This window comes from Mesorhizobium sp. M0954, from assembly GCF_040319155.1.
Lineage (GTDB): Bacteria > Pseudomonadota > Alphaproteobacteria > Rhizobiales > Rhizobiaceae > Mesorhizobium.
In genome coordinates this window covers 30,647-54,986 of sequence record NZ_JAMYNR010000019.1, presented here as the reverse complement: position 1 = coordinate 54,986, position 24,340 = coordinate 30,647, and the positions used below count along the sequence as shown (strand labels likewise).

The 24,340-nt window shown below is 63.6% G+C and carries 19 protein-coding genes and 1 tRNA gene; 8 read left to right on the top strand and 12 right to left on the bottom strand.

Features of this window, described 5'->3' with window-relative positions; translation table 11 throughout:
• Positions 1-64 precede the first annotated feature (64 nt).
• Genes NKH93_RS23550 through NKH93_RS23540 form a run of 3 tightly spaced genes read left to right on the top strand, consistent with a single transcriptional unit; the run spans position 65 to position 3,720 of the window.
• Positions 65-988 carry an ABC transporter permease subunit gene (locus NKH93_RS23550; protein ID WP_352470962.1) on the top strand — a complete coding sequence of 308 codons (924 nt, stop codon included), beginning with the start codon at positions 65-67 and terminating at the stop codon, positions 986-988.
• Complete coding sequence (locus NKH93_RS23545) at positions 981-2,099, top strand: ABC transporter permease (RefSeq protein WP_352770575.1); 1,119 nt, start codon at positions 981-983, stop codon at positions 2,097-2,099. Before NKH93_RS23550 ends, NKH93_RS23545 begins: the two co-directional genes overlap by 8 nt.
• 1 nt (position 2,100) lies before the next feature.
• The gene (locus tag NKH93_RS23540; RefSeq protein ID WP_352503453.1) at positions 2,101-3,720 is read left to right on the top strand and encodes an ABC transporter ATP-binding protein; all 1,620 of its coding nucleotides are present in this window, start codon (positions 2,101-2,103) and stop codon (positions 3,718-3,720) included.
• Here NKH93_RS23540 and NKH93_RS23535 read toward each other — a convergent pair.
• Together NKH93_RS23535 and NKH93_RS23530 are read right to left on the bottom strand one after the other, a co-directional pair.
• On the bottom strand, positions 3,695-4,834 hold the full coding sequence (locus tag NKH93_RS23535; protein ID WP_352972278.1) for a site-specific integrase: 1,140 nt from the start codon (positions 4,832-4,834) through the stop codon (positions 3,695-3,697). The genes NKH93_RS23540 and NKH93_RS23535 overlap by 26 nt on opposite strands.
• Before the next feature lie 387 nt (positions 4,835-5,221).
• Positions 5,222-5,298 (bottom strand) — tRNA-Pro (locus NKH93_RS23530).
• Between the two features lie 205 nt (positions 5,299-5,503).
• Between NKH93_RS23530 and NKH93_RS23525 the strand changes: the two genes are divergently transcribed.
• On the top strand, positions 5,504-7,018 hold the full coding sequence (locus NKH93_RS23525; protein ID WP_502896485.1) for a phosphomannomutase/phosphoglucomutase: 1,515 nt from the start codon (positions 5,504-5,506) through the stop codon (positions 7,016-7,018).
• 17 nt (positions 7,019-7,035) lie between these two features.
• A complete protein-coding gene (locus NKH93_RS23520; protein WP_352972274.1) occupies positions 7,036-9,306 on the top strand; it encodes an AGE family epimerase/isomerase in 2,271 nt (756 codons plus the stop codon).
• Here the strand turns inward: NKH93_RS23520 and betB are convergent.
• The 5 genes from betB to betI are packed head-to-tail and all read right to left on the bottom strand — an operon-like array spanning position 9,270 to position 15,570.
• The gene (gene betB / locus NKH93_RS23515) at positions 9,270-10,733 is read right to left on the bottom strand and encodes a betaine-aldehyde dehydrogenase (RefSeq protein ID WP_352922956.1); all 1,464 of its coding nucleotides are present in this window, start codon (positions 10,731-10,733) and stop codon (positions 9,270-9,272) included. The genes NKH93_RS23520 and betB overlap by 37 nt on opposite strands.
• Before the next feature lie 57 nt (positions 10,734-10,790).
• Positions 10,791-12,443, bottom strand: coding sequence for a choline dehydrogenase (gene betA, locus NKH93_RS23510; RefSeq protein WP_352501752.1), 1,653 nt, complete (start codon positions 12,441-12,443; stop codon positions 10,791-10,793).
• Positions 12,444-12,446: 3 nt separating this feature from the next.
• On the bottom strand, positions 12,447-13,454 hold the full coding sequence (locus NKH93_RS23505) for a pyridoxal-phosphate dependent enzyme (RefSeq protein WP_502896484.1): 1,008 nt from the start codon (positions 13,452-13,454) through the stop codon (positions 12,447-12,449).
• Positions 13,454-14,983 (bottom strand): choline-sulfatase, encoded by a 1,530-nt coding sequence (gene betC, locus NKH93_RS23500; protein WP_352972270.1) that lies wholly within the window; start codon positions 14,981-14,983, stop codon positions 13,454-13,456. Before betC ends, NKH93_RS23505 begins: the two co-directional genes overlap by 1 nt.
• The gene (gene betI / locus NKH93_RS23495; protein WP_352501755.1) at positions 14,980-15,570 is read right to left on the bottom strand and encodes a transcriptional regulator BetI; all 591 of its coding nucleotides are present in this window, start codon (positions 15,568-15,570) and stop codon (positions 14,980-14,982) included. The genes betC and betI overlap by 4 nt, the downstream gene beginning before the upstream one ends.
• A 224-nt stretch (positions 15,571-15,794) precedes the next feature.
• On the opposite strand from betI, the gene NKH93_RS23490 reads away from it, so the two are divergent.
• Positions 15,795-16,961, top strand: coding sequence for an acetyl-CoA acetyltransferase (locus tag NKH93_RS23490; RefSeq protein WP_352501756.1), 1,167 nt, complete (start codon positions 15,795-15,797; stop codon positions 16,959-16,961).
• A 25-nt stretch (positions 16,962-16,986) separates the two neighbouring features.
• The gene (locus NKH93_RS23485) at positions 16,987-17,991 is read left to right on the top strand and encodes an asparaginase (protein WP_352501757.1); all 1,005 of its coding nucleotides are present in this window, start codon (positions 16,987-16,989) and stop codon (positions 17,989-17,991) included.
• Here NKH93_RS23485 and NKH93_RS23480 read toward each other — a convergent pair.
• Positions 17,984-19,360, bottom strand: coding sequence for a TIGR03808 family TAT-translocated repetitive protein (locus NKH93_RS23480; RefSeq protein ID WP_352501758.1), 1,377 nt, complete (start codon positions 19,358-19,360; stop codon positions 17,984-17,986). The genes NKH93_RS23485 and NKH93_RS23480 overlap by 8 nt on opposite strands.
• Before the next feature lie 130 nt (positions 19,361-19,490).
• Here NKH93_RS23480 and NKH93_RS23475 point away from each other — a divergent pair, with 130 nt between their 5' ends.
• Positions 19,491-19,964, top strand: a complete 474-nt coding sequence (locus NKH93_RS23475; RefSeq protein WP_352501759.1) for a GreA/GreB family elongation factor — start codon at positions 19,491-19,493, stop codon at positions 19,962-19,964.
• Here NKH93_RS23475 and NKH93_RS23470 read toward each other — a convergent pair.
• The 4 genes from NKH93_RS23470 to NKH93_RS23455 all read right to left on the bottom strand — a co-directional run bounded on the left by NKH93_RS23470 (position 19,961) and on the right by NKH93_RS23455 (position 24,204).
• Positions 19,961-20,347: a type II toxin-antitoxin system death-on-curing family toxin gene (locus NKH93_RS23470; protein ID WP_352972266.1), complete on the bottom strand. Its 387-nt coding sequence runs from the start codon at positions 20,345-20,347 to the stop codon at positions 19,961-19,963. The two genes, NKH93_RS23475 and NKH93_RS23470, sit on opposite strands and share 4 nt — an antisense overlap.
• Positions 20,344-20,574 carry an AbrB/MazE/SpoVT family DNA-binding domain-containing protein gene (locus NKH93_RS23465; RefSeq protein ID WP_352770601.1) on the bottom strand — a complete coding sequence of 77 codons (231 nt, stop codon included), beginning with the start codon at positions 20,572-20,574 and terminating at the stop codon, positions 20,344-20,346. The genes NKH93_RS23470 and NKH93_RS23465 overlap by 4 nt, the downstream gene beginning before the upstream one ends.
• Before the next feature lie 70 nt (positions 20,575-20,644).
• Positions 20,645-22,765: a methylmalonyl-CoA mutase gene (gene scpA / locus NKH93_RS23460; RefSeq protein WP_352972264.1), complete on the bottom strand. Its 2,121-nt coding sequence runs from the start codon at positions 22,763-22,765 to the stop codon at positions 20,645-20,647.
• Entirely contained in the window at positions 22,762-24,204 is a 1,443-nt protein-coding gene (locus tag NKH93_RS23455) for a methylmalonyl-CoA mutase subunit beta (protein ID WP_352972262.1), read from the bottom strand. Before NKH93_RS23455 ends, scpA begins: the two co-directional genes overlap by 4 nt.
• Between the last annotated feature and the right edge of the window lie 136 nt (positions 24,205-24,340).

The following is a 24,340-nucleotide window of genomic DNA, read 5'->3' as shown; positions in this document are numbered from 1 at the left end:
ATTTGAAGGCTAGAGCGCAATCGTCCAGCCGGACGCGCGCTGCTCTGGATCAAGCGGGGCATCGATGCTGCGATTCGTTTTCCGGCGGCTCCTGACCGCCATCCCGACGCTGTTCGTCATCGTGACTATAGCGTTCTTCCTGATACGCGTCGCGCCGGGCGGCCCGTTCAACCAGGAGCGGGGCCTGAGCCCCGAGATCAGGGCCAATCTCGAAGCCCAGTTCGGGCTCAACGACCCGCTCTGGCTGCAGTACCTCCATTATTTAGGCAATCTTCTGCGCGGCAATTTCGGCCCCAGCTACAACATGCCGGATTTCACCGTCGGCGAGTTGTTCAGGGAAGGCCTGCCGATCTCGATCCAACTTGGCGCTTCGGCGCTCGTTCTGGCGCTGCTCCTCGGCAGCGTGCTCGGCACTGTTGCCGCGCTCAACCAGAACAAGCTTGCCGACTATTCGGTGATCGCGCTGGCGACCGCCGGCAGCACCATACCAACCTTCGTCATCGCCCCGATAATCCAGCTTGTATTCGGATTGACCTGGAAGCTGCTGCCGATCGGCGGCTGGGGCGACGGAGCCCTCATCAACAAGGTCGGCCCGGTACTGACGCTCGCTCTGCCGCAGATCGCCATCGTTGCCCGCCTGATGCGCGGCTCGATGATCGAATCGCTGCACTCGCATCACATCCGCACCGCGCGCGCTCTCGGCCTGTCCGACTGGTCGGTCGTCGTCAAGCATGCGCTGCGCGGCGCCATCCTGCCGATCGTCTCCTTCACCGGTCCGGCAGCCGCAGCCCTTCTCACCGGCTCGGTCATCGTCGAGACCATCTTCTCTATCCCGGGCATCGGCCGCCATTTTGTCGTTGCTGCACTCAACCGCGACTACACGCTGGTGATGGGGACGGTGGTGGTCATCGCGCTCTTCACCATTGTCTTCAACCTGATCGTCGACGTCCTCTATGGGGTCGTCGATCCGAGGGTGCGCTATGACTGATATCGCAGTTGCCGCACCGGTCGTCGGCCGGTCCCTTTGGGGTGACGCCTGGGCGCGCCTCAAGGCCAATCGCGCGGCCATGTTCAGCCTCTATTATCTTGCCTTCATCGCCGTCATCAGCGTGTTTGGGCCCTATCTCGTGCCGCACCAATACACCACCATCTATGCCGACTATGTCCGTACGCCGCCGAGCTTCTCCGCCTATCCGAAGGCCGACATGATCGAAGGCGCTCTCGATGAGGCGATCAGGCGTATGCGCGTCGACATTACGGAGTGGCGGCAGGAGGACAGCCGTGTGTTCGTTACCGTCAAATCGTCCAAGCCGATCGATGACCGCAACATTCGCTACCTTGATCGTTCCGATACCTTTGATGACACAAAGATCGAGAGCAAATCGCCGGACGGTCTCGAAATGGTGATGAGTGCCTCGATCAAGCAGCAATATTTCCTGTTCGGCACCGACAATACCGGCCGCGATCTCCTGTCCCGAACGCTGATGGCCGGGCGCATATCGCTAGCCATCGGCCTGCTTGCCGGCATTGTGGCCGTGGTTATCGGCGTGCTCTATGGCGCCACCGCCGGCCTTGCCGGCGGCAGGGTCGACGAGGTGATGATGCGTGTCGTCGACGTGCTTTATTCTTTGCCGTTCATCTTCTTCGTCATCATGCTGGTGGTGTTCTTCGGCAGGAACTTCGTGCTGATGTTCCTGGCGGTCGGCGCGGTGCTGTGGCTCGACATGGCGCGCATCGTTCGCGGACAAGCGCTGTCGATCCGCCGGCAGGAATATGTCCAGGCGGCGGAAGCGATGGGCGTCGGCCAGCGAGGCATTCTGCTGCGCCATGTGATCCCCAATTTGCTCGGGCCGGTGGTGATCTACATGACGCTGCTGGTGCCGCAGGTCATTATCCTGGAGAGTTTTTTGTCGTTCCTCGGGCTTGGCGTCCAGGAGCCGATGACCAGCTGGGGCGTGCTGATCTCGGTTGGCGCCCAGAACATCGGCTCGGCCAACTGGCTGCTTCTTTTCCCGGCCTTCTTTCTCGTCTCCACGCTGTTCGCGCTGAATTTCGTCGGCGATGGGCTGCGCGATGCGCTCGACCCGAAGGATCGTTGAGATGGCTGCTTCCGATACCATTCTCAGCGTCAAGGACCTTCGAGTCCGCTTCCGCACCCTCGACGGTGTGGTGGAGGCGGTGAAGGGCATCAATATCCACGTCAAATCAGGCGAAACCGTCGCCGTCGTCGGCGAATCCGGTTCCGGCAAGAGCCAGACGATGATGGCGGCGATGAGCCTGCTCGCCTCGAACGGCGAAGCCAGCGGCACAGTCGATTATCGCGGCCGCAATCTTTTGACCTTGAGCAAACCCGAGCTCAACAAGATCCGCGGCCGCAAGATCAGCATGATCTTCCAGGAGCCGATGACGTCGCTAGACCCGCTCTATTCGATCGGCAACCAGCTGATCGAGCCGATCCGCAAGCATCGCGGACTTGGCGCCGCCGCGGCGCGCGAGGAGGCGCTCAAGCTGCTGCGGCTGGTCCATATTCCCGATCCGGAGCGGCGGATGAAATCCTATCCGCACGAGTTGTCGGGCGGTCAGCGCCAGCGCGTCATGATCGCCATGGCGCTGGCCAACGACCCCGACATACTGATCGCCGACGAGCCGACGACCGCGCTCGACGTCACCATCCAGGCGCAGATCCTCATGCTGCTCGCCGAATTGCAGCGCAAGCTCGGCATGGCGATCGTCTTCATCACCCACGATCTCGGCATCGTCCGGCGCTTTGCCGATCGGGTCTATGTGATGCGCTATGGCGAGGTGGTCGAGGAGGGCGAGGCGGAAGCGATCTTCGCCAACCCGCAGCACGGCTACACCAAGATGCTACTTGCCGCCGAACCGACCGGCACCAAGGCGCCGCCGCCTCCGAATGCCCCTGTCCTGCTTGAAGGCAGAAACGTCGAGGTGACCTTCAAGATCGGCGGCGGATTTCTTGGCGGCGAGCCGCTGCTGCTGCGCGCCGTCGATCGCATTTCGATACGGCTGAAGCGCAACCAGACGATCGGCATCGTCGGCGAATCCGGCTCGGGAAAATCGACGCTCGGCCGCGCCTTGCTGCGGCTCCTGCCCAGCGACGGTATCATCCGGCTTGGTGACCGCGACATTTCCCACGCCGACCGCCAGGCGATGAGGCCGCTGCGGCGCGAATTGCAGCTGGTTTTCCAGGATCCGTTCGGCTCGCTGTCGCCACGCATGACCGTCGGCCAGATCATCACCGAGGGGCTCCTGGTCCATGAGCCCAATCTGTCGGGCAGGCAGCGCGATCTCCGCGCGGTCGATGCCTTGCTCGAAGTCGGGCTCGACCCGAACACGCGCAACCGCTATCCGCATGAATTCTCCGGCGGTCAGCGGCAGCGCATCGCCATTGCGCGCGCCATGATACTCAAGCCTAAAGTGGTGGTGCTGGACGAGCCGACCTCGGCGCTGGACCGCTCCGTGCAGAAGCAGATCGTCGAATTGCTACGCAAGCTGCAGGCCGACCACGAACTGTCCTATCTGTTCATCAGCCACGATCTCGCCGTTGTGCGCGCCATGGCCGACTACATCATCGTCATGAAACAGGGCAAGATCGTCGAGGAGGGGCCGGCCGAGGCGATCTTCAGCAATCCGCAGGCAACCTACACACAGACACTGATGGCCGCGGCCATCGATGTCACGCGATTTCGCCTGAGCGCATAGCCTTGCTGGCGATCCGCCACATGTCGACGTCGCACAGCACAGGCCACATGGCGCGGGTATAGCGAAGCACATTCGGGGTGACATCGTCGCTGAGCCCGGCTTCCACGCGGCAGGTGCGGAACGCCTTCTCGATGCGCTTTGTCGGTTCGCCCAGGCTGTCATGGACGACCGGCCCGCAGTCGCAATCGATACGCTTCCAGCGGCGCATATGGGCGATCAGCCGTGACGGCAGTCGCGTCGGCGGACGCCATTTCTTGCTTTTTTTCGCGTGCTGATCTTTGCAATAGAGCACGCCGCGGCCTAGGTCCGGCCAAGCTTCTGCGGCCTCGCCATCCCAATTGAGTTGCAGGATTGAACGATGTCGGCAGCCAGTGTAGAGCCCCACAATGATAAAGCGGCAGAGATGAGCGTACTGACCGTGCTTCCGGCGCAGCCGCAATGCCGCGCGCAGCAGTCCCGCTGCTTCCTCGCGCGTCAGCCAGCGCTCGCGCGCTGCTGGTTTGTCTGGCAAGGTGACGGACGGCTTCGGATCGAGACCGTATTCCTTGGCCCAAAAGTTGATCGCCGAGCGGAGGTCCTCAAGATCGCGACGCGGGCCTGATGTAAAGTCCTTGTCTCGCCACGCCGGGAGTAACGCACGGCGGGTCTCCATCGCCGCAGCGTTGAGCTTGGCGATTCGCTCACGCTCTACCCGATTGCGCTCGCGCGAACGGTGCTCGACATAGGCGCGGCAGCGATCTCCATTGATGTTGGCGACCGGCTCGGTGCCGAAGAATTCGTTCAGAAAACGCATCCTGGCGAGAAATTCCTTGCGACCGGCAATCTTGGCCTGGCGTGCTTCGGTATAGGCGGCGAGGATGTCACCGACAGTCAGGCGGCGGGCATCGGCCCTGGAGATCGGGCGCTGATGTTTGCCTGCGGCGGCAGGCCCGAGTTGAGGGCGCAGCATACCTGAAGCGCTAGACACCGCTCCCGTGCGGGCATGATGATGGGTCGTCACAATGGTCCCCTTTTTTGCTCCGAAGTTGTTCGTCCTGCGGACGGGGATCACTAGAAGAGGCGACAAGACCGGCTTTGCAACAAGCAAAATGGGCGATAGTGCCGTGAGATGCAAAGACTTGCGAAAGGCGGCGCAGAATCGCGCCGGCTTGGCTTTCCCGCCGGACGACGAGTCTTGGTGCATTCCCGGAGGGTAGCTGACAGCCGCATCAAAATGGTGGCTCGGGCTATCCCATGTTCCGGTTGCAACTGAGGTGTAAATCTCACGCCGGCTTTCACGGGACGATTTGGCGTTTCGAAGCGGGGGAGGTTTCCGGTGCCTTGGAAATCTCGCTTTTTTCGGTGACGAACATGCGTTAGCAATAGCCGCGATCCGATGCCACTGCGGGCACCGCGTAGCCTCTCCTCGGCCAAACCTCTTTTTGTCGAATGTACAGGCGCAACTTGGAAGAGCCCCTACGAGCCCTGAGCCATTGCCTCCCGGGTTGGACAATGTTTTTTCTGGTCGGAGTGGCAGGATTTGAACCTGCGACCCCATCGTCCCGAACGATGTGCGCTACCAGGCTGCGCTACACTCCGTGACCAGACCGCGGGCTTATAGCCGCCGAGTTTGGTTACTGCAAGCGCCAATGGCAGCGCTTCTGTCGCATTTCTTTCGCTTTCGCCGCCACGTCATACAGGTTTCAGTTTCCTGTCGCACAAACACGGCTTAAAGGGCATCTGGGTAACCGTCCACTTGCCTCGAAGCACCTGATTCAGCCGCCTGGAGTTTGCAGCCTTGTCGATGAAGATCGTTAGCGATGCCAGACCAAACACATTCGAGTTCGAAACCTCGGCGCTCGTCATGCCGTCCGGGTTTCGCGAATATGATGCGCGCTGGTGGTTCGGCCATCCCGGCTCGAACGAAACGCCGGAACTCAATCTAATCGGCGTCCAGGCGCTCGGCATGGGGCTCGGCACGCTGATCCGTCGCCTGGGTGCCGGACCCGACATCGTCACCGGTCACGATTTCCGCTCCTATTCGCTTGCCATCAAGCTGGCGCTGGTTTCCGGGCTGATGGCGGCCGGCGCACGGGTCAAGGATGTCGGGCTTGCCCTGTCGCCGATGGCCTATTTCGCCCAGTTCGCGCTCGACACGCCGTCCGTCGCCATGGTCACTGCCTCACACAACGAGAATGGCTGGACCGGCGTCAAGATGGGCGCGGCGCGTCCGCTGACCTTCGGTCCGGAGGAGATGAGCGCGCTGAAGGCGATCGTGCTGTCAGGCGATTTCGACCTTGTCGGTGGTGGCTCCTACGCCTTCGTTGCGGATTTCCGCAAAACCTACCTTGACGATCTGACCGCGGGAAAGCGTATCTCCAGGAAGCTCAAGGTGGTGGCCGCCTGCGGCAACGGCACCGCCGGGGCTTTCGCTCCCGAGGCACTGGAAAGTATCGGCTGCGAGGTCATCCCGCTCGACGTCGAGCTCGATCATACGTTTCCCAATTACAATCCCAACCCCGAAGACATGCAGATGCTGCACGCCATTCGCGACAAGGTGCTGGAAACGGGCGCCGATGTCGGGCTAGGCTTCGACGGCGACGGCGATCGCTGCGGCGTGGTCGACAATGAAGGAAACGAGATCTTCGCCGACAAGGTCGGCGTCATGCTGGCGCGCGACATTTCGCACCTCTATCCCGGCTCGACTTTCGTCGTCGACGTCAAGTCGACCGGATTGTTCATGACTGACAAGGTGCTGCAGGAGAATGGCGCGGTCACCGACTATTGGAAGACCGGTCACTCCTATATCAAGCGGCGGGTGGCCGAACTCGGCGCCGTTGCTGGTTTTGAGAAATCGGGCCACTTCTTCTTCAATCCTCCGATCGGCCGCGGCTATGACGATGGCCTGGTCACGGCCATCGCCATCTGCCAGATGCTTGATCGCAGCCCGCAAAGCAGCATGGCTGACCTCTATCGCGATCTGCCGCTGACCTTTGGCACGCCGACCATGTCGCCACACTGCGCCGACGAGCTCAAATACGGCGTCGTCGAGCGCGTCGTAGGCGACTTTCGCAAGCTGAAGGACGAGGGCACGGTCTTCGCCGGCCAGAAGATCGGCGAACTGATCACCGTCAACGGCGTCAGGGTCGTGGCGGAGGATGGTACATGGGGGTTGGTGCGGGCATCATCGAACAAGCCGGAGCTTGTGGTGGTGGTGGAGAGCCCGGTATCGTCCGAGCGGCGCCGGCAGATGTTCGAAGCCGTCGATGCGGTGCTGCGCCGCAGCCCCGAAGTCGGCGCCTACAATCAGACTTTTTGAACGCGGGGCTTGTTTTCATGATCGAACGGATCGTCAGTTTTGTGATGAGCGGCGGCGTCGGCTCGCGGCTGTGGCCGTTGTCGCGCGAGGACAATCCCAAGCAGTTCCATGATTTCTCGGGCGACGGCTCAATGCTGGCCAAGACGCTGCGCCGGCTGACCGCGCGGCCGGAAGGCGAAACGCCGGTTTTCCTGATTGCCTCGGAAAGGCATGCCGACCGCGTTCATGCCGACATTGCCGGTCACGAGCTTTCCGGCGGCGGCCCGCTGTTCGAGCCGACCGGACGCAATACTGCCGCGGCCGTCGCTTTGGCAAGTCTGCGCACGCTGTCGGAATTCGGCGACAGCCTGGTGCTGGTGGTGCCGTCCGATCATGAGATCGCGACGCCACAGCAATTCTGGCGGAGCATCGAGGCCGGCACGGCGGCCGCGCGCCAAGGCAGGCTGGTGGTGTTCGGCATCAAGCCCGCCCAACCCGAGACCGGTTACGGCTACATCGAGGTGGCCGGCGAGCGCGATGGCATCTGCGATGTCTCGCGTTTCGTCGAAAAACCCGATCTCGCCACGGCGCAGAGCTATCTCGAGGCCGGCAATTTCTACTGGAACACCGGCATCTTCCTGTTTCGCGCCAGTGCGATGCGCGACGCGTTCATGGCCTTCCAGCCCGACATCTGGAGCGCCACGGAGGCTGCCTACCAGGCTGCGACATCGGATCTTTCCGGCCTCTACATGCCTCTGGATCTCTATGCCGCCATCCCATCGACATCGATCGACTATGCGATCATGGAGCGCGCCAGCGGCATCGCCATGGTGCCGGCCGGCTTTCGCTGGAACGATCTCGGCTCCTGGCAATCGCTGCTCGACGTCGGCCCCTCCGACACGCAGGGCAATGTCATCGTCGGCGATGTCGTCGCCATCGATTGCGAGAACTCCTATATCCGCAGCGACGGCCGCCTGCTGTCGGCCATAGGCCTGAAGGACGTCGCCATCGTGTCGACCGCCGACGCCACTTTCGTTGCTCCGGTCAGTCACAGCCAGAACGTCAAGAAGATCGTCGAGCAGCTCGAAAAAAGCGGCCGCCTTGAGACCAGGTTCACGCCCGCCGACGACCGCGTCATCGAAAGCGGCGCCTGGCAGCGTCGCGTGCATCATTGGCTGTTCGAGGAGACGGTGCCGTTGTGGTCGACGGTCGGTGTCGATGAGCGCCACGGCGGGTTCCACGAGGCGCTCGGCTTCGATGCCGCCCCGCTGATGAAACCCAAGCGCATGCGCACGCAGGCCAGGCAGATCTACGCCTTCGCCGTCGCCAAGGCGCGCGGCTGGAACGGCCCGGCCGATCGGCTGATCAGCCACGGCCTCGAATTCATGGCCAGGCACGGACGCACCGACAATGGTGGCTGGGTACGCACGCTCAACGTCGACGGCACCGTCGCCGACGCCGCCGAGGATGCCTATGACCATTCCTGCGTGCTCCTGGCGCTGGCGCATGCGCATATGTGCGGTAATCCCGATGCGTTGCGGCTTGGCCAGGAGACCTTCGCGTTCATCGACGCGCATCTCGAGGACGAACGCCTGACCGGCTTCCGCGAGACCTCGAGCGGCGAGGGCGAGCGCCGCTCCAACCCGCACATGCATCTGCTCGAGGCATTCCTGGCCTGGCATCAGGCGACCGGCGAGCGCGCCCATCTTCGTCGCGCCGCGCGCATCGTCGATCTGTTTCGCAGCCATTTCTTCGACCCGGAAAGCTGGACGCTGGGTGAGTATTTCGACCATGAATGGCGGCCGACCCCTGGTGAGAAGGGCACGTGGACCGAACCCGGCCATCATTTCGAATGGGCCTCGCTGCTGGTCGACTTCGCCGGCCGCAGCGGCCAGAGCGGCTTGACCGGCCTTGCCCGGAAGCTCTACGCGTCGGCGATCGCCAATGGCCTGAACCGCGCCACGGGCCTCGCCTACGGCGCCGTCTCGCGGCAAGGACTGCCGCTCGACCGCGTCTCGCGCAGCTGGCCGCAGGCCGAAGCGATCAAGGCGGCGATCGCGCTGGACGGTTCGGGCGGTCCCGACCTGAAGCCGGAGATCGAGGCGCGTGTCGGCCGGCTGTTCCGCTGGCACATCAATCCGGCACCGCTCGGCCTGTGGATCGACCGCATCGACGAGCGTGGCCGCTCCTTGGCGAGCGAGGTGCCGGCCAGCATCTTCTATCATCTCGTCTGCGCGCTGACGCAGTATCTGGACGGCACGGCGCCCAAGGATCAGTACGGGCTGGCGACATCCCCGGTCTCGACATAGACCGACTTCAGCTGCGAATAGAGCGCCAATGCCGCGAGCGAATTCTCGCGGCCGATGCCGGACTGCTTGAAGCCGCCGAAGGGGATTTCGACCGGCGTCAGATTGTAGGCGTTGATCCAGCAGGTGCCGGCCTGCAGTTCGGCGATGACACGATGGGCGCGCGCCAGGTCTCGCGTGAACACGCCTGCGGCGAGGCCGAATTCGGTGTCGTTGGCGCGATCGATCACCTCGTCCTCGCTGTCGAATTTCAGCACGCTCATGACCGGCCCGAAAATCTCCTCGCGGGCAATGCGCATCGTGTCGACGACACCGGTGAACACCGTCGGCTCGACGAAGAAGCCGCCCTGAAAACCCTGCAGCGAAGGCACGTTGCCGCCGCAGCCGAGCACCGCGCCATCCTGCTTGCCGGCCTCGATGTAAGAGACCACCTTGTCGTGCTGCGCCTTCGAGACCAGCGGCCCCATCTGCGTGTCCGGATCGAGCGGATCGCCGATGCGGATTTTCTTCGTCCGTTCGGTCAGCCTCTCGACGAAACGGTCATGGATGCCGCTCTGCACGAAGACCCGCGTGCCGTTGGAGCAGATCTGGCCGGTCGAATAGAAATTGCCGAGCATCGCGCCGCCGATGGCGTTTTCGAGGTCGGCGTCTTCGAAGACGATCAGCGGCGACTTGCCGCCGAGCTCCATCGTCGCGTGCTTCATCTTCGAGCCGGCGAGCGACAGCACTTTGCGGCCGGTCGGCACCGAGCCGGTCACCGAGACCTTGGCGACGACATCGTGGCCGACAAGGCCGGCGCCGACATCGCCAAAACCCTGCACCACGTTGAACAGCCCGTCGGGCAGCCCGGCCTCGGTATAGATTTCGGCGAGCGCCAGCGCTGATAACGGCGTGTTTTCCGATGGTTTGAAAACCATCGCATTGCCCATTGCGAGGGCGGGTGCGGATTTCCAGCCGGCGATCTGGATCGGATAGTTCCAGGCGCCAATGCCGACGCAAACGCCGAGCGCCTCGCGCCTGGTATAGGCAAAGGGTCCGCCGAGATCGACGGCCTCGCCATTAAAGGCGGCGACGGCGCCGCCGAAATATTCCAGGCAGTCGGCCGCCGACGGGGCGTCCGCAACCAGCGTCTCCTGGATCGGTTTACCAGTGTCCAGCGTCTCGATGCGCGCCAGATCGGCATTGCGCGCGCGCAAGATGTCGGCGGCGCGGCGCAGGATGCGGCCGCGTTCGACCGGCTTCAGCCGCGCCCAGGCCGGTTGTGCTGCACGCGCGGCCTCGATCGCGAGCTCCAGCACGTTCGGCGTCGCCGAGCGCAGCATGGCGATGGTCTCGCCGGTTGCCGGATAGATAACCGGCAGCGCTGCGCCGCGCTCGTCGTCGATATAGCGGCCGTTGACATAATGCGATGCCGTTGGCTGGGCGCGCATGACTGTTCTCCAAATCGTTGTCGCGGCATGCGGACTGTGCGTCCGCCGGATCATGGCCTATCTGTCCGACACCTGCCAGCGCGGATTGATCCATGGTTCCTGGTTGGAAGGTGGCAGCGGCGTGCGCCCGAGAATGTGGTCGGCGGCTTTCTCGCCGGTCATGATCGACGGAGCGTTGAGATTGCCATTGGTGACGCGCGGGAAGATCGAGGAATCGGCGACCCGAAGCCCTTCGACGCCAATGACGCGGCATTCCGGATCGACGACGCTCATCGCATCGTCGGCACGGCCCATCTTGCAGGTGCCGCAAGGGTGGTAGGCGCTTTCGGCGTGGTCGCGAATGAAGGCGTCGAGCTCTTCATCCGATTGTACATGCGAGCCCGGCGACAGTTCCTTGCCGCGGTACGGATCGAAGGCCGCTTGCCCGAAGATCTCGCGGGTCAGCCGGATGCAGTGGCGGAACTCCGTCCAGTCGTCCGGATGCGACATGTAGTTGAAGCGGATCACCGGCTTCGATTTGGGATCGGGCGAGCGCAGCGTGACCGAACCGCGCGACTTCGACCGCATCGGCCCGACATGCGCCTGGAAGCCGTGCGCCTTGGCCGCCGCCTTGCCGTCATAGCGGACCGCGGCCGGGATGAAGTGATACTGGATATCGGGATAGTCGACGCCGGCGCCCGAGCGTACGAAGGCGGCCGCCTCGAAATGATTGGTGGCGCCGAGGCCGGACTTGAAGAACAGCCATTGTGCCCCGATCAGCGCCTTCGAGAACGGGTTCAGCACCGAGTTCAGCGTGATCGGCTTCGTCGATTCCTGCTGGATGTAGAGTTCCATATGGTCCTGCAGATTGCGACCGACGCCGGGCCGGTCGACAATCACCGGGATGCCGTTCTCCCTAAGGTGCTGGCCGGGGCCGATGCCGGATAGCATCAGGATCTTGGGCGAGTTGATCGAGGACGCCGCAACGATCACCTCACGCCGCGCTCTGACCATCTGAATCCGTTTGCGCACTTCGATCTCGACGCCGGTGGCGCGTTGATTCTCGATGATTACCCGCCGGGCGAAACCCTTGACCAGACTGACATTTTTCCGCCTGAGTGCCGGCCTGAGGTAGGCGCTCGCCGCCGACCAGCGGCGACCGCCGCGAATGGTCTGCTCCATCGGCCCAAAGCCTTCCTGCTTCGCGCCGTTGTAGTCGTCGGTCAGCTCGAAACCGGCCTGGCGGCCCGCCTCGACGAAGGCGCCGTAGAGTGGGTTCGTCCTCGAGCCGCGCTGCACAGTCAGCGGGCCGCCGTGGCCGCGCCAGCCATTCTCGCCGCCTGCGCTGTCCTCCATGCGCTTGAAATAGGGGAGCACGTCGGCAAAGCCCCAGCCGGCGGCACCCTGTTCGGCCCAATGGTCGAAGTCACGTGCATGGCCGCGCACATAGACCATGCCGTTGATCGAGGATGAGCCGCCGATGACCTTGCCGCGCGGCGTCGCCAGCACGCGGCCGCCGAGATACGGCTCCGGCTCGCTGACGAAGCCCCAGTCGTAAAGGCTCATATTGAGCGGGATCGACAGCGCCGACGGCATCTGGATCAGCGGCCCGATATCGCTGCCGCCATATTCGATGACGATCACCGAATGCTTGCCGTCCTCCGACAGCCGGTAGGCCATGGCCGAGCCGGCCGAGCCGGAGCCGATGATGACGAAATCCGCTTCAAGCATGGTTCATATGCGCCCATGGTTCATATGCGCCATGAAATCGGCGAGCGAGACGTTGCCGCCGGTTGCCATCACCAGAACGGTCCTGCCGGTTATGTCGACCTTGCCGCCGAGCACCGCCGCCAGCGAGGCAGCGCCGGATGGCTCAAGCACCAGCTTCATCCGCTCGAAGGCAATGTGCATGGCGCGCCGCACCGACGCATCATCGACAGTGACGCCGCGAACGCCGGCGGTCGTCACCGCTGCGAACGGCGCGTCGCCGGGCCGCCGCGACATCAGCCCGTCGCAGATCGATTTCGGCCCGATCGGCATGGTTTCGATGGCGCCATGCGCGAGCGACGAGCCCATGCCGTCAAAACCTTCCGGCTCGACGCCGATGATCTCTGTGGCGGGCGACAGATAGTGGAAGGCCAGCGAAACGCCACCTATCAGCCCGCCACCGCCGACCGAACAGAACAAGAGATCGGCCTCCACTTGCCTGGCGGCGAGCTGGTCGAGTGCCTCCAGTCCGGCGCCGGCCTGGCCGGCGACGATCTCCGGATCGTCGAACGGGTGCAGCAGGGCCAGGTCATCGCTGGCGGCGATCTCACGCGCTCTGGCGGCGGCGACTTCCTCACGCGCGCGCTCGCCATGGTCGGTCAGCACGACACGCGCGCCATACCCCGACGTGGCATCGCGTTTGGCGGCAGGGGCGTCGATCGGCATGACGATGGTGACGGGAATGCCAAGCGCCTGGCCCGCCGCCGCCAGCCCCTGCGCGAAATTGCCGGAGGAATAGGCGACGACGCCCTTTTTGGTTTCGTCAGGCGAGAGCTTCTTCAGCCGCCAGTAGGCGCCGCGCACCTTGAACGATCCTGCCCATTGCAGCGATTCGGCCTTGACGAAGACGCGGGCGGCGCCGGTCTCGCGGGCAAGTGCCGCCGATTCCAGGAGCGGCGTGATCTGCGTCGCCTTGGAGGTGACGGCATAGGCCTGCCTGAGATGGTCGAGCGAGGGGACGAGACGGTCTGCCATCATTTGCCTCGCGGAAAGCGCTTCTGCTCTTCGAGCAGGTCGAGGTTCATATGGTTTCGCATGTAGCGCTCCGATGCCTTCTGCAGCGGCTGGAATTCCCAGGGATAATGGGTGCCGTTGCGCAGCGCCGGGTAGACCACCCAGCGGCGTGCCTGGCTGGCACGCACCGCGGCATCGAACGCCGCCATGTCCCAGCGCGCCCGCACCTTGTCGGTGAAAGCGGCCACCAAAGCCGCATTGGCCGGATCGGCGGCGAGGTTGGTCGATTCCAGCGGATCCGATTCAAGATCAAACAGTTGCGGCGGATCGATCTCGCAATGGATGAATTTGTAACGGCCCTCGCGCAGCGCCACCATCGGCGCGTTCGAGCCTTCGGCGGCATATTCCATCAGCACCGGCGCGGAGCGCTTCTTTCCATTCAGCAGCGGCAGCAGCGACTGGCCGTCGGTCCACGGCGCAATCGCGCTGATGTCGATGCCGGCGAGGTCGCAAAGCGTCGGCGTCACGTCGAGGTTGGAGACCGGCGTGTCGACCAGCCCGGCGGCGATGCGCTTGCCGGCGATCATCAGCGGCACCCGCGCCGAACCTTCGAAGAAGCACATCTTGAACCACAGGCCGCGCTCGCCGAGCATGTCGCCGTGATCCGAGCAGAACTGGATGACCGTGTCGTCGAGCATGCGCGTGCGCTCGAGCACCGACATCAATTCGCCGAGCTTGTCGTCGAGATAGGAGATGTTGGCGAAATAGCCGCGCCGTGCGCGGCGTATCTGCTCAGCGGTGATGTCGAACCTGTCATAGTCGCTGGCGCGGTAGAGCCGCTGCGAATGCGGGTCCTGCCTGTTGTAAGGAATGAAGCCGACCTCAGGCTCGAGCGCCGGGCAATCCTCGTAGAGGTCCCAGTAGCGCTGCCGCGCGACATACGGGTCGTGCGGATGGGTGAAGGAAACCGTCAAGCACCAGGGCCGATGTGCGGCATCGTCGGAGACGCGGGCAAAATCATAGAGCTTCTGCACCGCATGGAAGGCGACCTCGTCGTCATATTCCAGCTGGTTGGTGATCTCGGCAATACCGGCGCCGCTGACGGAGCCGAGATTGTGATACCACCAGTCGATGCGCTCGCCGGGTTTGCGGTAGTCCGGTGTCCAGCCGAAATCAGCCGGATAGATGTCGGTGGTCAGCCGCTCTTCGAAGCCGTGCAACTGGTCCGGACCGACGAAATGCATCTTGCCGGATAGGCAGGTGTGATAACCTGCGGCGCGCAGATGATGGGCGAAGGTCGGGATCGAAGACGCGAATTCGGCGGCGTTGTCATAGACCCCGGTGCGTGACGGCAATTGGCCGCTCATGAATGCGGCGCGGCCCGGCGCGCAGAGCGGCGAGGCCGTGTAATTGTTGCAAAAACGCGCCGAACGCGCGGCGAGCGCCTTCAGATGCGGCGCGTGCAGGAAGTCCGCCGGCCCATCCGGAAACAGCGTTCCGTTGAGCTGATCGACCATGACGATCAGGATGTTGGGTCGCTTGGATGTCACTGCTTCTGCCGTCCGCTGAGCTTCGTTTCGAGATAGTCCTCGACCAGTGCAATCGCGGTCGCGGCATCGGGAAGACCGTCCTTCAGCGCGCGCCTGATATAGAGCCCGTCGATCAGCGCCGCCGTCGCTTCGGCGACCCGATCGGCCTCGCTTCTCGGCAGGATGCCGGTCAGCCCGCTGAGCAGATTGGAATGCAGCCGCCGCGCATAGACCTTGAGCAGCCGTCGAAGTGCTGCCGATTTTTGCGCTTCGACATAGAAGGCGAGCCAGGCGGCGATCGTTTCGGGCTGGAACTGGATGTCGGAAAAATTGACCGCGACCACCGCCGAGACGCGCTGGCGCGCCGTGCCGGCCGCGCGAAGTGCACGGCCCGTATCGGCGGTGAGCTCGCTGAGGATGTGCCGCATCGTCGCCAACAGCAATTCGTCCTTGACGCCGAAATAATGGTGGGCAAGCGCCGAGGACACGCCGGCGCGCCCGGCGATTTCCGACATCGTCACATCAAGCGAACCGCGCTCGCCGATCGCCGAGATCGTTGCATCGATTAGCGCCCTGCGGCGCAACGGCTCCATTCCGAGTTTCGGCATCCTTGCTCCGGCCTATTGGCGCAAGATTATTTTTTATTGACGCATCAATCAACAAAAATACACCCTGATTTGCTGGCAAAAGCCAGGCACTATGACCAGATCATCAAGATCAAGCGATTGTGCGGTTCTGGCCCCTTCGCGAGGCCGGCAGAACGGTTCATGCTTGAACAATGCTGATGCGCGCGCAGTATCGCGTAGCCCCGGTCCGCAGGATGGAGATCGCCATGACAGCATGCATCGTCGGTTGGGCGCATTCGCGCTTCGGCAAGCTCGAAGGCGAGACGCTGGAGGGCCTGATCACCAAGGTGGCAGTCGAGGCGCTCGATCATGCCGGCATCGGTCCAGATGACGTCGACGAGATCGTGCTCGGCCACTTCAACGCCGGGTTTTCCGCCCAGGATTTCACCGCGAGCCTGGTCCTCCAGGCCGACGACCGGCTGCGCTTCAAGCCGGCGACCCGCGTCGAGAACGCCTGCGCCACCGGCTCGGCGGCGGTCAGGCAAGGCATCCGCGCCATCGACGCCAATGCCGCCCGTATCGTGCTGGTGGTCGGCGCCGAGCAGATGACGACGACGCCCGGTCCCGAGATCGGCAAGAACCTGCTCAAGGCCTCGTATCTGCCGGAGGACGGTGACACGCCGGCAGGTTTCGCCGGCGTCTTCGGCAAGATCGCCCAAGCCTATTTCCAGCGCTACGGCGACCAGTCGGATGCGCTGGCGATGATCGCCGCCAAGAACCACAAGAACGGCGTCGACAATCCCTACGCGCAGATGCGCAAGGATTTCGGCTACGAGTTCTGCCGGCAGGAAAGCGAAAAAAACCCCTTCGTCGCCGGTCCGCTGAAGCGCACAGACTGCTCGCTGGTGTCGGACGGTGCCGCCGCGCTTGTCCTTGCCGACACGGCCACGGCGCTGAAGATGCGCCGCGCCGTCGCCTTCCGCGCCAATGAGCATGTGCAGGATTTCCTGCCGATGTCGAAGCGCGACATTCTCGCCTTCGAAGGCTGCGAGCAGGCGTGGAACCAGGCGCTGAAGCAGGCGGGCGTGACGCTCGGCGACCTGTCCTTCGTCGAGACGCACGACTGTTTCACCATCGCCGAACTGATCGAGTATGAGGCGATGGGCCTGGCAAAGCCGGGCGAGGGCGCCAAGCTGGCCCTGGATGGCGAGACGGCGAAAAACGGAAGGCTGCCGGTCAATCCGTCCGGTGGACTGAAGGCCAAGGGCCACCCGATCGGTGCCACCGGCGTATCGATGCATGTGCTGAGCGCCATGCAGCTTGTCGGCGAGGCGGGCGGCATCCAGGTGCCGGGAGCAAAACTCGGCGGCATCTTCAACATGGGTGGTGCCGCGGTCGCCAACTACGTTTCCATTCTCGACCGGATCAGATAAACCCGCCCGCATTGCGGGAGGTGACATGACAAATCCGGTTCTGGTCGAAGTCTTGCGCGGCGCAATCGTCGAGAGTGCCCATCGCGGCGCTGTTGCCGTCTTCGACGCCGACGGCAAGCCTGTCTGGGAGATCGGCGACACGGCACAACCGGTGTTCCCGCGTTCGGCGGTCAAGGCGATCCAGGCGCTGCCGCTGGTCGAGAGCGGCGCTGCCGATGCCTACGGCTTCGGTGATCGGGAGCTGGCGCTGGCCTGCGCCTCGCATTCCGGCGAGCCGCCACATGTCGAGCTGGCGCGCGCCATGCTGGCGAAGGCCGGCCTGGACGAGACGGCACTCGAATGCGGCGCGCATTGGCCGTCGAGCCATGGAGCGACGTTGGCACTTGCCCGCGCCGGCAGCGTGCCGAACGCGCTGCACAACAATTGTTCCGGCAAGCACTCGGGCTTTCTCTGCACCTGCGTTCACAGCGGCATCGCCCATCGTGGTTACGTCAAGGCTGGCCATGCCTCGCAGGAGATGGTGCGCGAAGCGATGCAGGCGGTGACCGGTGCTGCCCATGACGCCGATCACCGCGGCACCGACGGCTGCTCGATTCCGACCTATGCCGTGCCGCTGCGCAGCTTTGCCCTTGGCTTTGCCCGCATGGCGACAGGTGCCGGGTTCGAGCCGGTGCGCGCCCGGGCGGCGAAGCGGCTGCTTTCCGCCTGCATGGCCGAGCCGTTTTTCGTCGCCGGCACGGGCAGGTCCGATGTCGCGATGATGGACGCCGCACCGGGCCGGATTTTCGTCAAGGGAGGCGCCGAAGGTGTTTTTTGTGCAGCCCTTCCGGAGCTTGGCCTTGGCATCGCGCTGAAGTGCGACGATGGCGCCGGCCGCGCCGCTGAAGTGATGGTCGCGGCCGTGCTGGCTAAGCTTTTGCAAGCCGACCAGGCGCTCGCAGCGAAACTGACCGAACAGGCAAATCCGCCTATCGAGAGCCGGATCGGCGCCAAGGTTGGCGCGCTCCGGCCGACGGCCACCTTCAACTGACGTGGTTGCGCTCGACGGTCAAATGCGCATAGCCGGCATTGCCTGATGCAGCGAGGTCGCCGGTCACCGGCTCGGCCCAGCGTTGGCCGACGATCGCGCCGTTCTGGACTCCGTCGATGACATTGTCGGAGATGATTGCCGTTCCGGCACCTTCGACCACAGTGACGACGATGCCGGTCCCCGCCTTGCGGATGACGTTTCCCGTGGCGACCACATTGCGCATGAACGGTCCCCAGCCGATCTGCATGCCGTAGAGCGGCGCATTCTCGATGACGTTGCCGGAAACGGTGGTGTCGGCCTCGACGCTAATGCCGACGCCGAAGCCGGGCGCGTCGGCAGGGTAGGGGCCGCTGGTCGACAGATTGCGGACGATGTTGCCGGAGCACACGCCCATGCGGCCGCCCTCGTTGAAATTGACGATCGAAATGCCGTTCGCGGCGCCGTCGACGATGTTGTTGCCGATGACGGCGCCTTCGAACGAGAATTCGGAATACACGGCCGTCTCGCCCGAACGCGAGCAGGTGTTGCCGGTGACTTGCAAATTGCTGGAAGTGTTGGCGCGGATCGCCGAGAACGCGCAGTCCGAGACAATATTGCCGGAGATGATGACGTTGCCGGCGCGGAACGCATTGATGCCGTTGCCGTTCTGGCCGGCTCCGCCGCTGCGCGCCTGGATGCGCTCGATCCGGTTGCCGCTGACGATGGTGCCGTCTTCAGCCGCCTGCCAGCGGTGCACGAGAATGCCGCCATTGGCGCAGTCGGAGACGCTATTGCCTGATATTTCCAGGCCATCGGCCTCGACCGAATAGATGCCGGCATCGGCCGCACCGGATATCTCCGAGCGCTGGATTCGGCCCCAGGCGTGCTCGAGCGCCAGACCGTTCTTGCCGCTGCCGGTAAGCTGGCAATTGTCGACGACCAGATGGGCGATGCGGCGCAGATCGAGCAGGCCTTGCGTGTAGTCGCCCATCCAGCGGTTGCAGCCATCGAACACCAGCCCGCTGAGTTCGATATGCTCGGCCTGGTCGGCCATGATGAGATGGCCATTGCCGCCATAGACGATCCGCGATGCGCCCGGCACGCCGGACAGGCGCACCCGGCCGGGCAGCGACAGGTTGGAAACGATATAGATCCCCGGCGGCAGGAACACCGGCATGTCGCGGTCGTGCGCGTCGCGCAGCAGCTTGGTGAAAGCCTTGCTCTGATCGTCAAGCGCACCGGGCCGGACGCCGAGCTCGGTCGCGTTGATCGCGCCACGCATCGCGGCTTTCTCGATGCCGGGAAGGTTTTTCGCCGCTGCCTTGCCGAGCGAAAGCCCCATGACGGCAAAGCCGGCGGTCTGCGCAAGCAGCGTTCGTCTGTTCAACATCGGCACAGATTCCTTGCGTTCAACGTCGCGCCGCAGGATTCGTGCCAGACAGGATCGGCCCGGATCGGCTCCGACGTCGGTTCGCCGGCTACGGCTTGTGGAGTCGTCGCGTCAGGCATAAGTTCGATAAATGAGCAGGGCTTTCACCCGCGAGGAAGACAGCGAAAACGCCATCGCCGGCATCGGCGAGCGGCCGATCAGTCATCACCGCAATCTGGTGACGGAACGCGGCCTGACGCTGATCGATGCGGAGGTGGCCGCTCTGCGCGACGAACTGGGCAGAGCCGAAAAGAGGGCCGACCGCGAGCGCATCGCGCTGGTGTCGCGTGATCTCCGCTACTGGACGGCGCGGCGCGAAAGCGCCGAGCTTTCGGTGCCGGAACCGGGCAGCGACATGGTTCGCTTCGGCATGGGCGTCACGCTGGAAAGCCACGACGGCAAGAAGGTGCACTGGAAGATCGTCGGCGAGGACGAAGCCAATCCCGCTAAGGGGACAATTTCTCATATGTCGCCGATGGCGATGGCCTTGTTCGGCAAGAAGGTCGGCGAAGTTGCCGTGGTCAATGGCAAGGAATGGGAGATCGTCAAGCTCTCCGACAGTTAGTCTTCGAGCTTGACGACATGATCGCGGAAGAACGCTGAGGCGCCGGCCTCGTCGATTTCGCCGGCGGCGACCATAATGACCAGTTGAATAATGTCCGCCTGCTCGGCTTCGATGCTCAGCCCGTTGAAATAAAGGAACAGATCGGCCGCCGCAAAAGCCGTGCGCTTGTTGCCGTCGACGAATGGATGGTTCTTGGCAATGCCGAAAAGATAGGCGGCTGCGAGTTCACAGAGATCGGGCTCGCCATAGATTTCTCTTTGCTGCGGCCTGTAAAGCGCCGACTCCAGCATTCCTTGATCGCGGATTCCCGCTGCTCCTCCGTGAAGGCGCAACTGCTCGGCGTGAAGCGCCTCCACGAACTCCCTCGAATGATGCTCGGTCATTTTGCGAGCGCGCGGTAGGCAACCTCGTACTTCTTCATCCGTTCACGCGCTATCTTCATCTTGCTTTCGAATTTCTCGGGATCGCTTTCAAGCCGACGAAGCCGAAGTTCGCCTGCGTTCTCGGCGGCCACAAGCGTATCTCCTGCCCGAACATTTAGCCGATCAAGCACTTCCCGAGGCAAGATCACACCTTCGGAATTGCCGATTTTACGCACGGTAATGTTCATTGAAAACTCCTTCAGTCTCCCTTAGCACTGTTCTAACAACAATTATAACGGAAAACTTCTACCTGTCAAGTCAGTCTGTCAGCAGCCGGTCCATCAGCCGGTCCGCCGCTTCCGGTATGACCGTGCCGGGCGGGAAGATCTCAGTGGCGCCTGCCTGCCGGACTGCGTCGTAATCCTGCGGCGGAATGACGCCGCCGGCGACGATCAGCATGTCGTCGCGGCCGAGCTTCTTCAGTGCAAGCTTAAGTTCGGGAATGAGCGTCAAATGGCCTGCTGCCAGCGACGAGGCGCCTACGACGTGCACGTCATGCTCGACCGCCAGCCTGGCGATCTCGTCCGGAGTCTGGAACATCGGCCCGACGGTGACGTCGAAGCCTAGGTCGGCAAAGGCGGTGGCGATCACTTTCTGGCCGCGATCATGGCCGTCTTGCCCCATCTTGGCGACCAGAATGCGCGGCTTGCCGCCGGACTTTTCCTCGAACGCTACGATCTTGTCCTGCAGCCGGTCGACCACCGGATTGTCGCCGAGCGCGTTGCGATAGACGCCGGAGATCGTCTGCACCGAGGCGACATGGCGGCCGAAAACTTTTTCCAGCGCCAGCGAAATCTCGCCGACCGTGGCGTTGGCCCGTGCGGCCCGGATGGCGAATTCCAGCAGGTTTCCGTTACTCCCGGCAGCACGGGTAAGCGCATCGAGCGCGCTCTCGGCGGCGGCGACATCACGCGTGCCTTTCAGCCGCTGCAGCTTCGACAATTGCCGCGCCCTGACTTCGGCATTGTCGATCTTCAGCACGTCGACTTCGATGTCCGTGCCGGGACGGTGAGCATTGACACCGACCACGATCTGTTCGCCGGAATCGATGCGCGCCTGGGTGCGCGCGGCAGCCTCTTCGATGCGCAGCTTCGGTAGGCCCTTTTCGATCGCCGCGGCCATGCCGCCGAGGCTCTCGACCTCCTCGATATGCGCAAGCGCACGCGCCGCCAGATCATGTGTCAGCCGTTCGACATAGGCGGAGCCGCCCCACGGGTCGATAATGCGCGTCGTGCCGGATTCCTTCTGCAGGATGAGCTGTGTGTTGCGGGCGATGCGGGCCGAATGGTCGGTCGGCAGCGCCATTGCCTCGTCGAAGGAATTGGTGTGCAGCGACTGCGTGTGCCCTTGAGTGGCGGCCATCGCCTCGATCATGGTGCGGATGATGTTGTTGTAGGGATCCTGCGCCGTCAGCGACCAGCCCGAAGTCTGGCAATGGGTGCGCAGCGACAGCGAGCGCTCGTCCTTCGGCGAAAAGTTCTTCAGCATCAGGCTGGCCCACAAAAGGCGCGCTGCTCTCAGCTTGGCGACTTCCATGAAGAAATTCATGCCGATCGCCCAGAAGAAGGAAAGGCGCGGCGCGAAACGGTCGATGTCGAGGCCGGCCGCGACGCCGGCGCGGGCATATTCGATACCGTCTGCAATCGTGTAGGCGAGCTCGAGGTCCGCCGTCGCTCCCGCCTCCTGCATGTGGTAGCCGGAGATCGAGATCGAATTGAACTTCGGCATGTGCTTCGACGTGTAGGAAAAAATGTCCGACACGATCCGCATCGAAGGTTTTGGCGGATAGATGTAGGTGTTGCGCACCATGAACTCTTTCAGGATGTCGTTCTGAATGGTCCCGGTGAGGTCCTTCTGCGCAACGCCCTGTTCCTCCGCCGCCACAATATAGAGCGCCATGATCGGCAGCACCGCGCCGTTCATCGTCATCGATACCGTCATCTCGTCAAGCGGTATACCGTCGAACAGCTGGCGCATGTCGAGAATGGAATCGATGGCGACGCCGGCCATGCCGACATCGCCGGCGACGCGCGGATGGTCGCTGTCGTAGCCGCGGTGCGTGGCGAGATCGAAGGCGACCGACAGGCCTTTCTGGCCGGCGGCAAGGTTGCGCCGGTAGAAGGCGTTGGACTCTTCGGCCGTCGAGAAGCCGGCATATTGCCGGATCGTCCAGGGTTGCTGGACATACATCGTCGGATAGGGGCCGCGCACGAAAGGCGGCAGGCCTGGATAGGTATCGAGGTGCGGCAAGCCCTTGAGATCGCCCTGGTTGTAGAGATGCTTGACGGCGATTCCTTCCGGCGTCATCCGCTGGCCTTTGATCTCGACCGGCGCCCGCCGTGGCGGCGACCAGGCGATCTGGCTGAAATCCGGGATCATGGCACGGCTCCGATCGACTGATCGATGCGGATCGGAAATAGCGGCTCGCACACCGCAACGCCTTCGGTGAAGGCAGGCCGCCGCTCCGCCGCCAGCGTCTCGACCGGACGCTCGGTCTTCGACGGGTGCAGCGTCGTGCCGACGATCGCCCGTTCGCCCGCCTGGTAGGCTGTGTTGCGGCGGGCGGAAGCTGCCTGGACGCGCCTCTGGATGTGGCCTTGCTCAAGGCTGGTCAGCACGCCGCCTTCCGCCTCGATCTGCTGGAACTCCTGCCAGGCCGCCGCGCAGAGCTCCGCAGTCAGCGCTTCGACGGCCCCCGAACCGCAAACCGGATCGGCGACGTGGTCGATATTGCTTTCATTGGCCATGATCAGTTGCGCGTTGCGGGCAACGCGGCGGGCAAAACCCGCGGGCAGGCCGTGCGCGATCGTGTGCGGCAGGATGGCGATCGAATCCGCGCCGCCGGCGGCAGCGGCAAAAGCGGCAATGGTGGTGCGCAGGATGTTGGTTTCCGGATCGGCCGCCGTCATCATCCGGAAGGATGTTTCGGCATGGATGCTGGCGGTGGAGGGCACTATCGAGCAGGCCTCCTGGACACGCGCCCACAGCCTGCGCAACGCCCTGACCTTGGCCGTCGACACGAACTGGTCCTGGTCGACGCTGAGTGCAAAACCGATATGCGGCGCCGCGTAGACGAGCGGCTGGCGCGCCTTCTCGAACAGCCTCAAATAGGAGACGGCCGAGGCGAGCATGGTGCCAAGCTCCTGCGCCTCGGTGGCGCCGGCATTGTGGAATACCCGCCCGTCGGCCTCCAGCAGCACGCCGGGCACACCCATCGAAAAGAAATGCGCCAGCGATTGCGGCATCGAAGCCTGTAAAGCCTCGATCGACATGCGCAGCCTGCCGGTCCCGGCAAAGATCGCCGCCGGATCGATGCCGAAGGAGAGGTTGAGCTTTGCCGGGTCGGAGCGGCGCTTGGTCAAAAACGCCACCAGCCAGTCGGCCACGGCACGGCTCCAGGGATGGGCGTCGATGCGGATCTGGATGCGGTTGAGCGGCACGCCGTCGAGCACGCCCTCCAGCGCCTCCGCCGTCCTCGGCAAGCCATAGCCGAAGGCGTTCGGCGCACCCTCGAAGACAAGCGACAGTCCGGTGGCACCCTGCGCGACGTCTTCCAGCGCCTGCGCACTGGCCCGGCCTATGTCCGGATCGTCGATGCGCTGGCTGACGATCCACGGTGATCCCGGGTTGGCGCGCACGACAGGCTCGGCGGTTACCGAACGCTCGTAGAGCGGCTCGATGCGGATGGCGTCGTCCGTATGCGAGACGAGCTTTTCCTCGAAGGACCCGCCGGCCAGCGCCTTCTCCGCCAGCGCCAGCCATCGTTGCCGGTCGACGTTCGGAAGTTCGGCATCCTGGGTCAAGGCACCGGCGCCCATCGGTTCTCCTCGTTCTAGCGGCCGCAGCGGCCGACTATGTCAGTCTACGGTCCCCGGCCCGATATCACAATGCAGCACACATGCCGTGCAACTCGCCTTCCGTGACGGTGACCGTCAACCGATTGCCAAACATGGG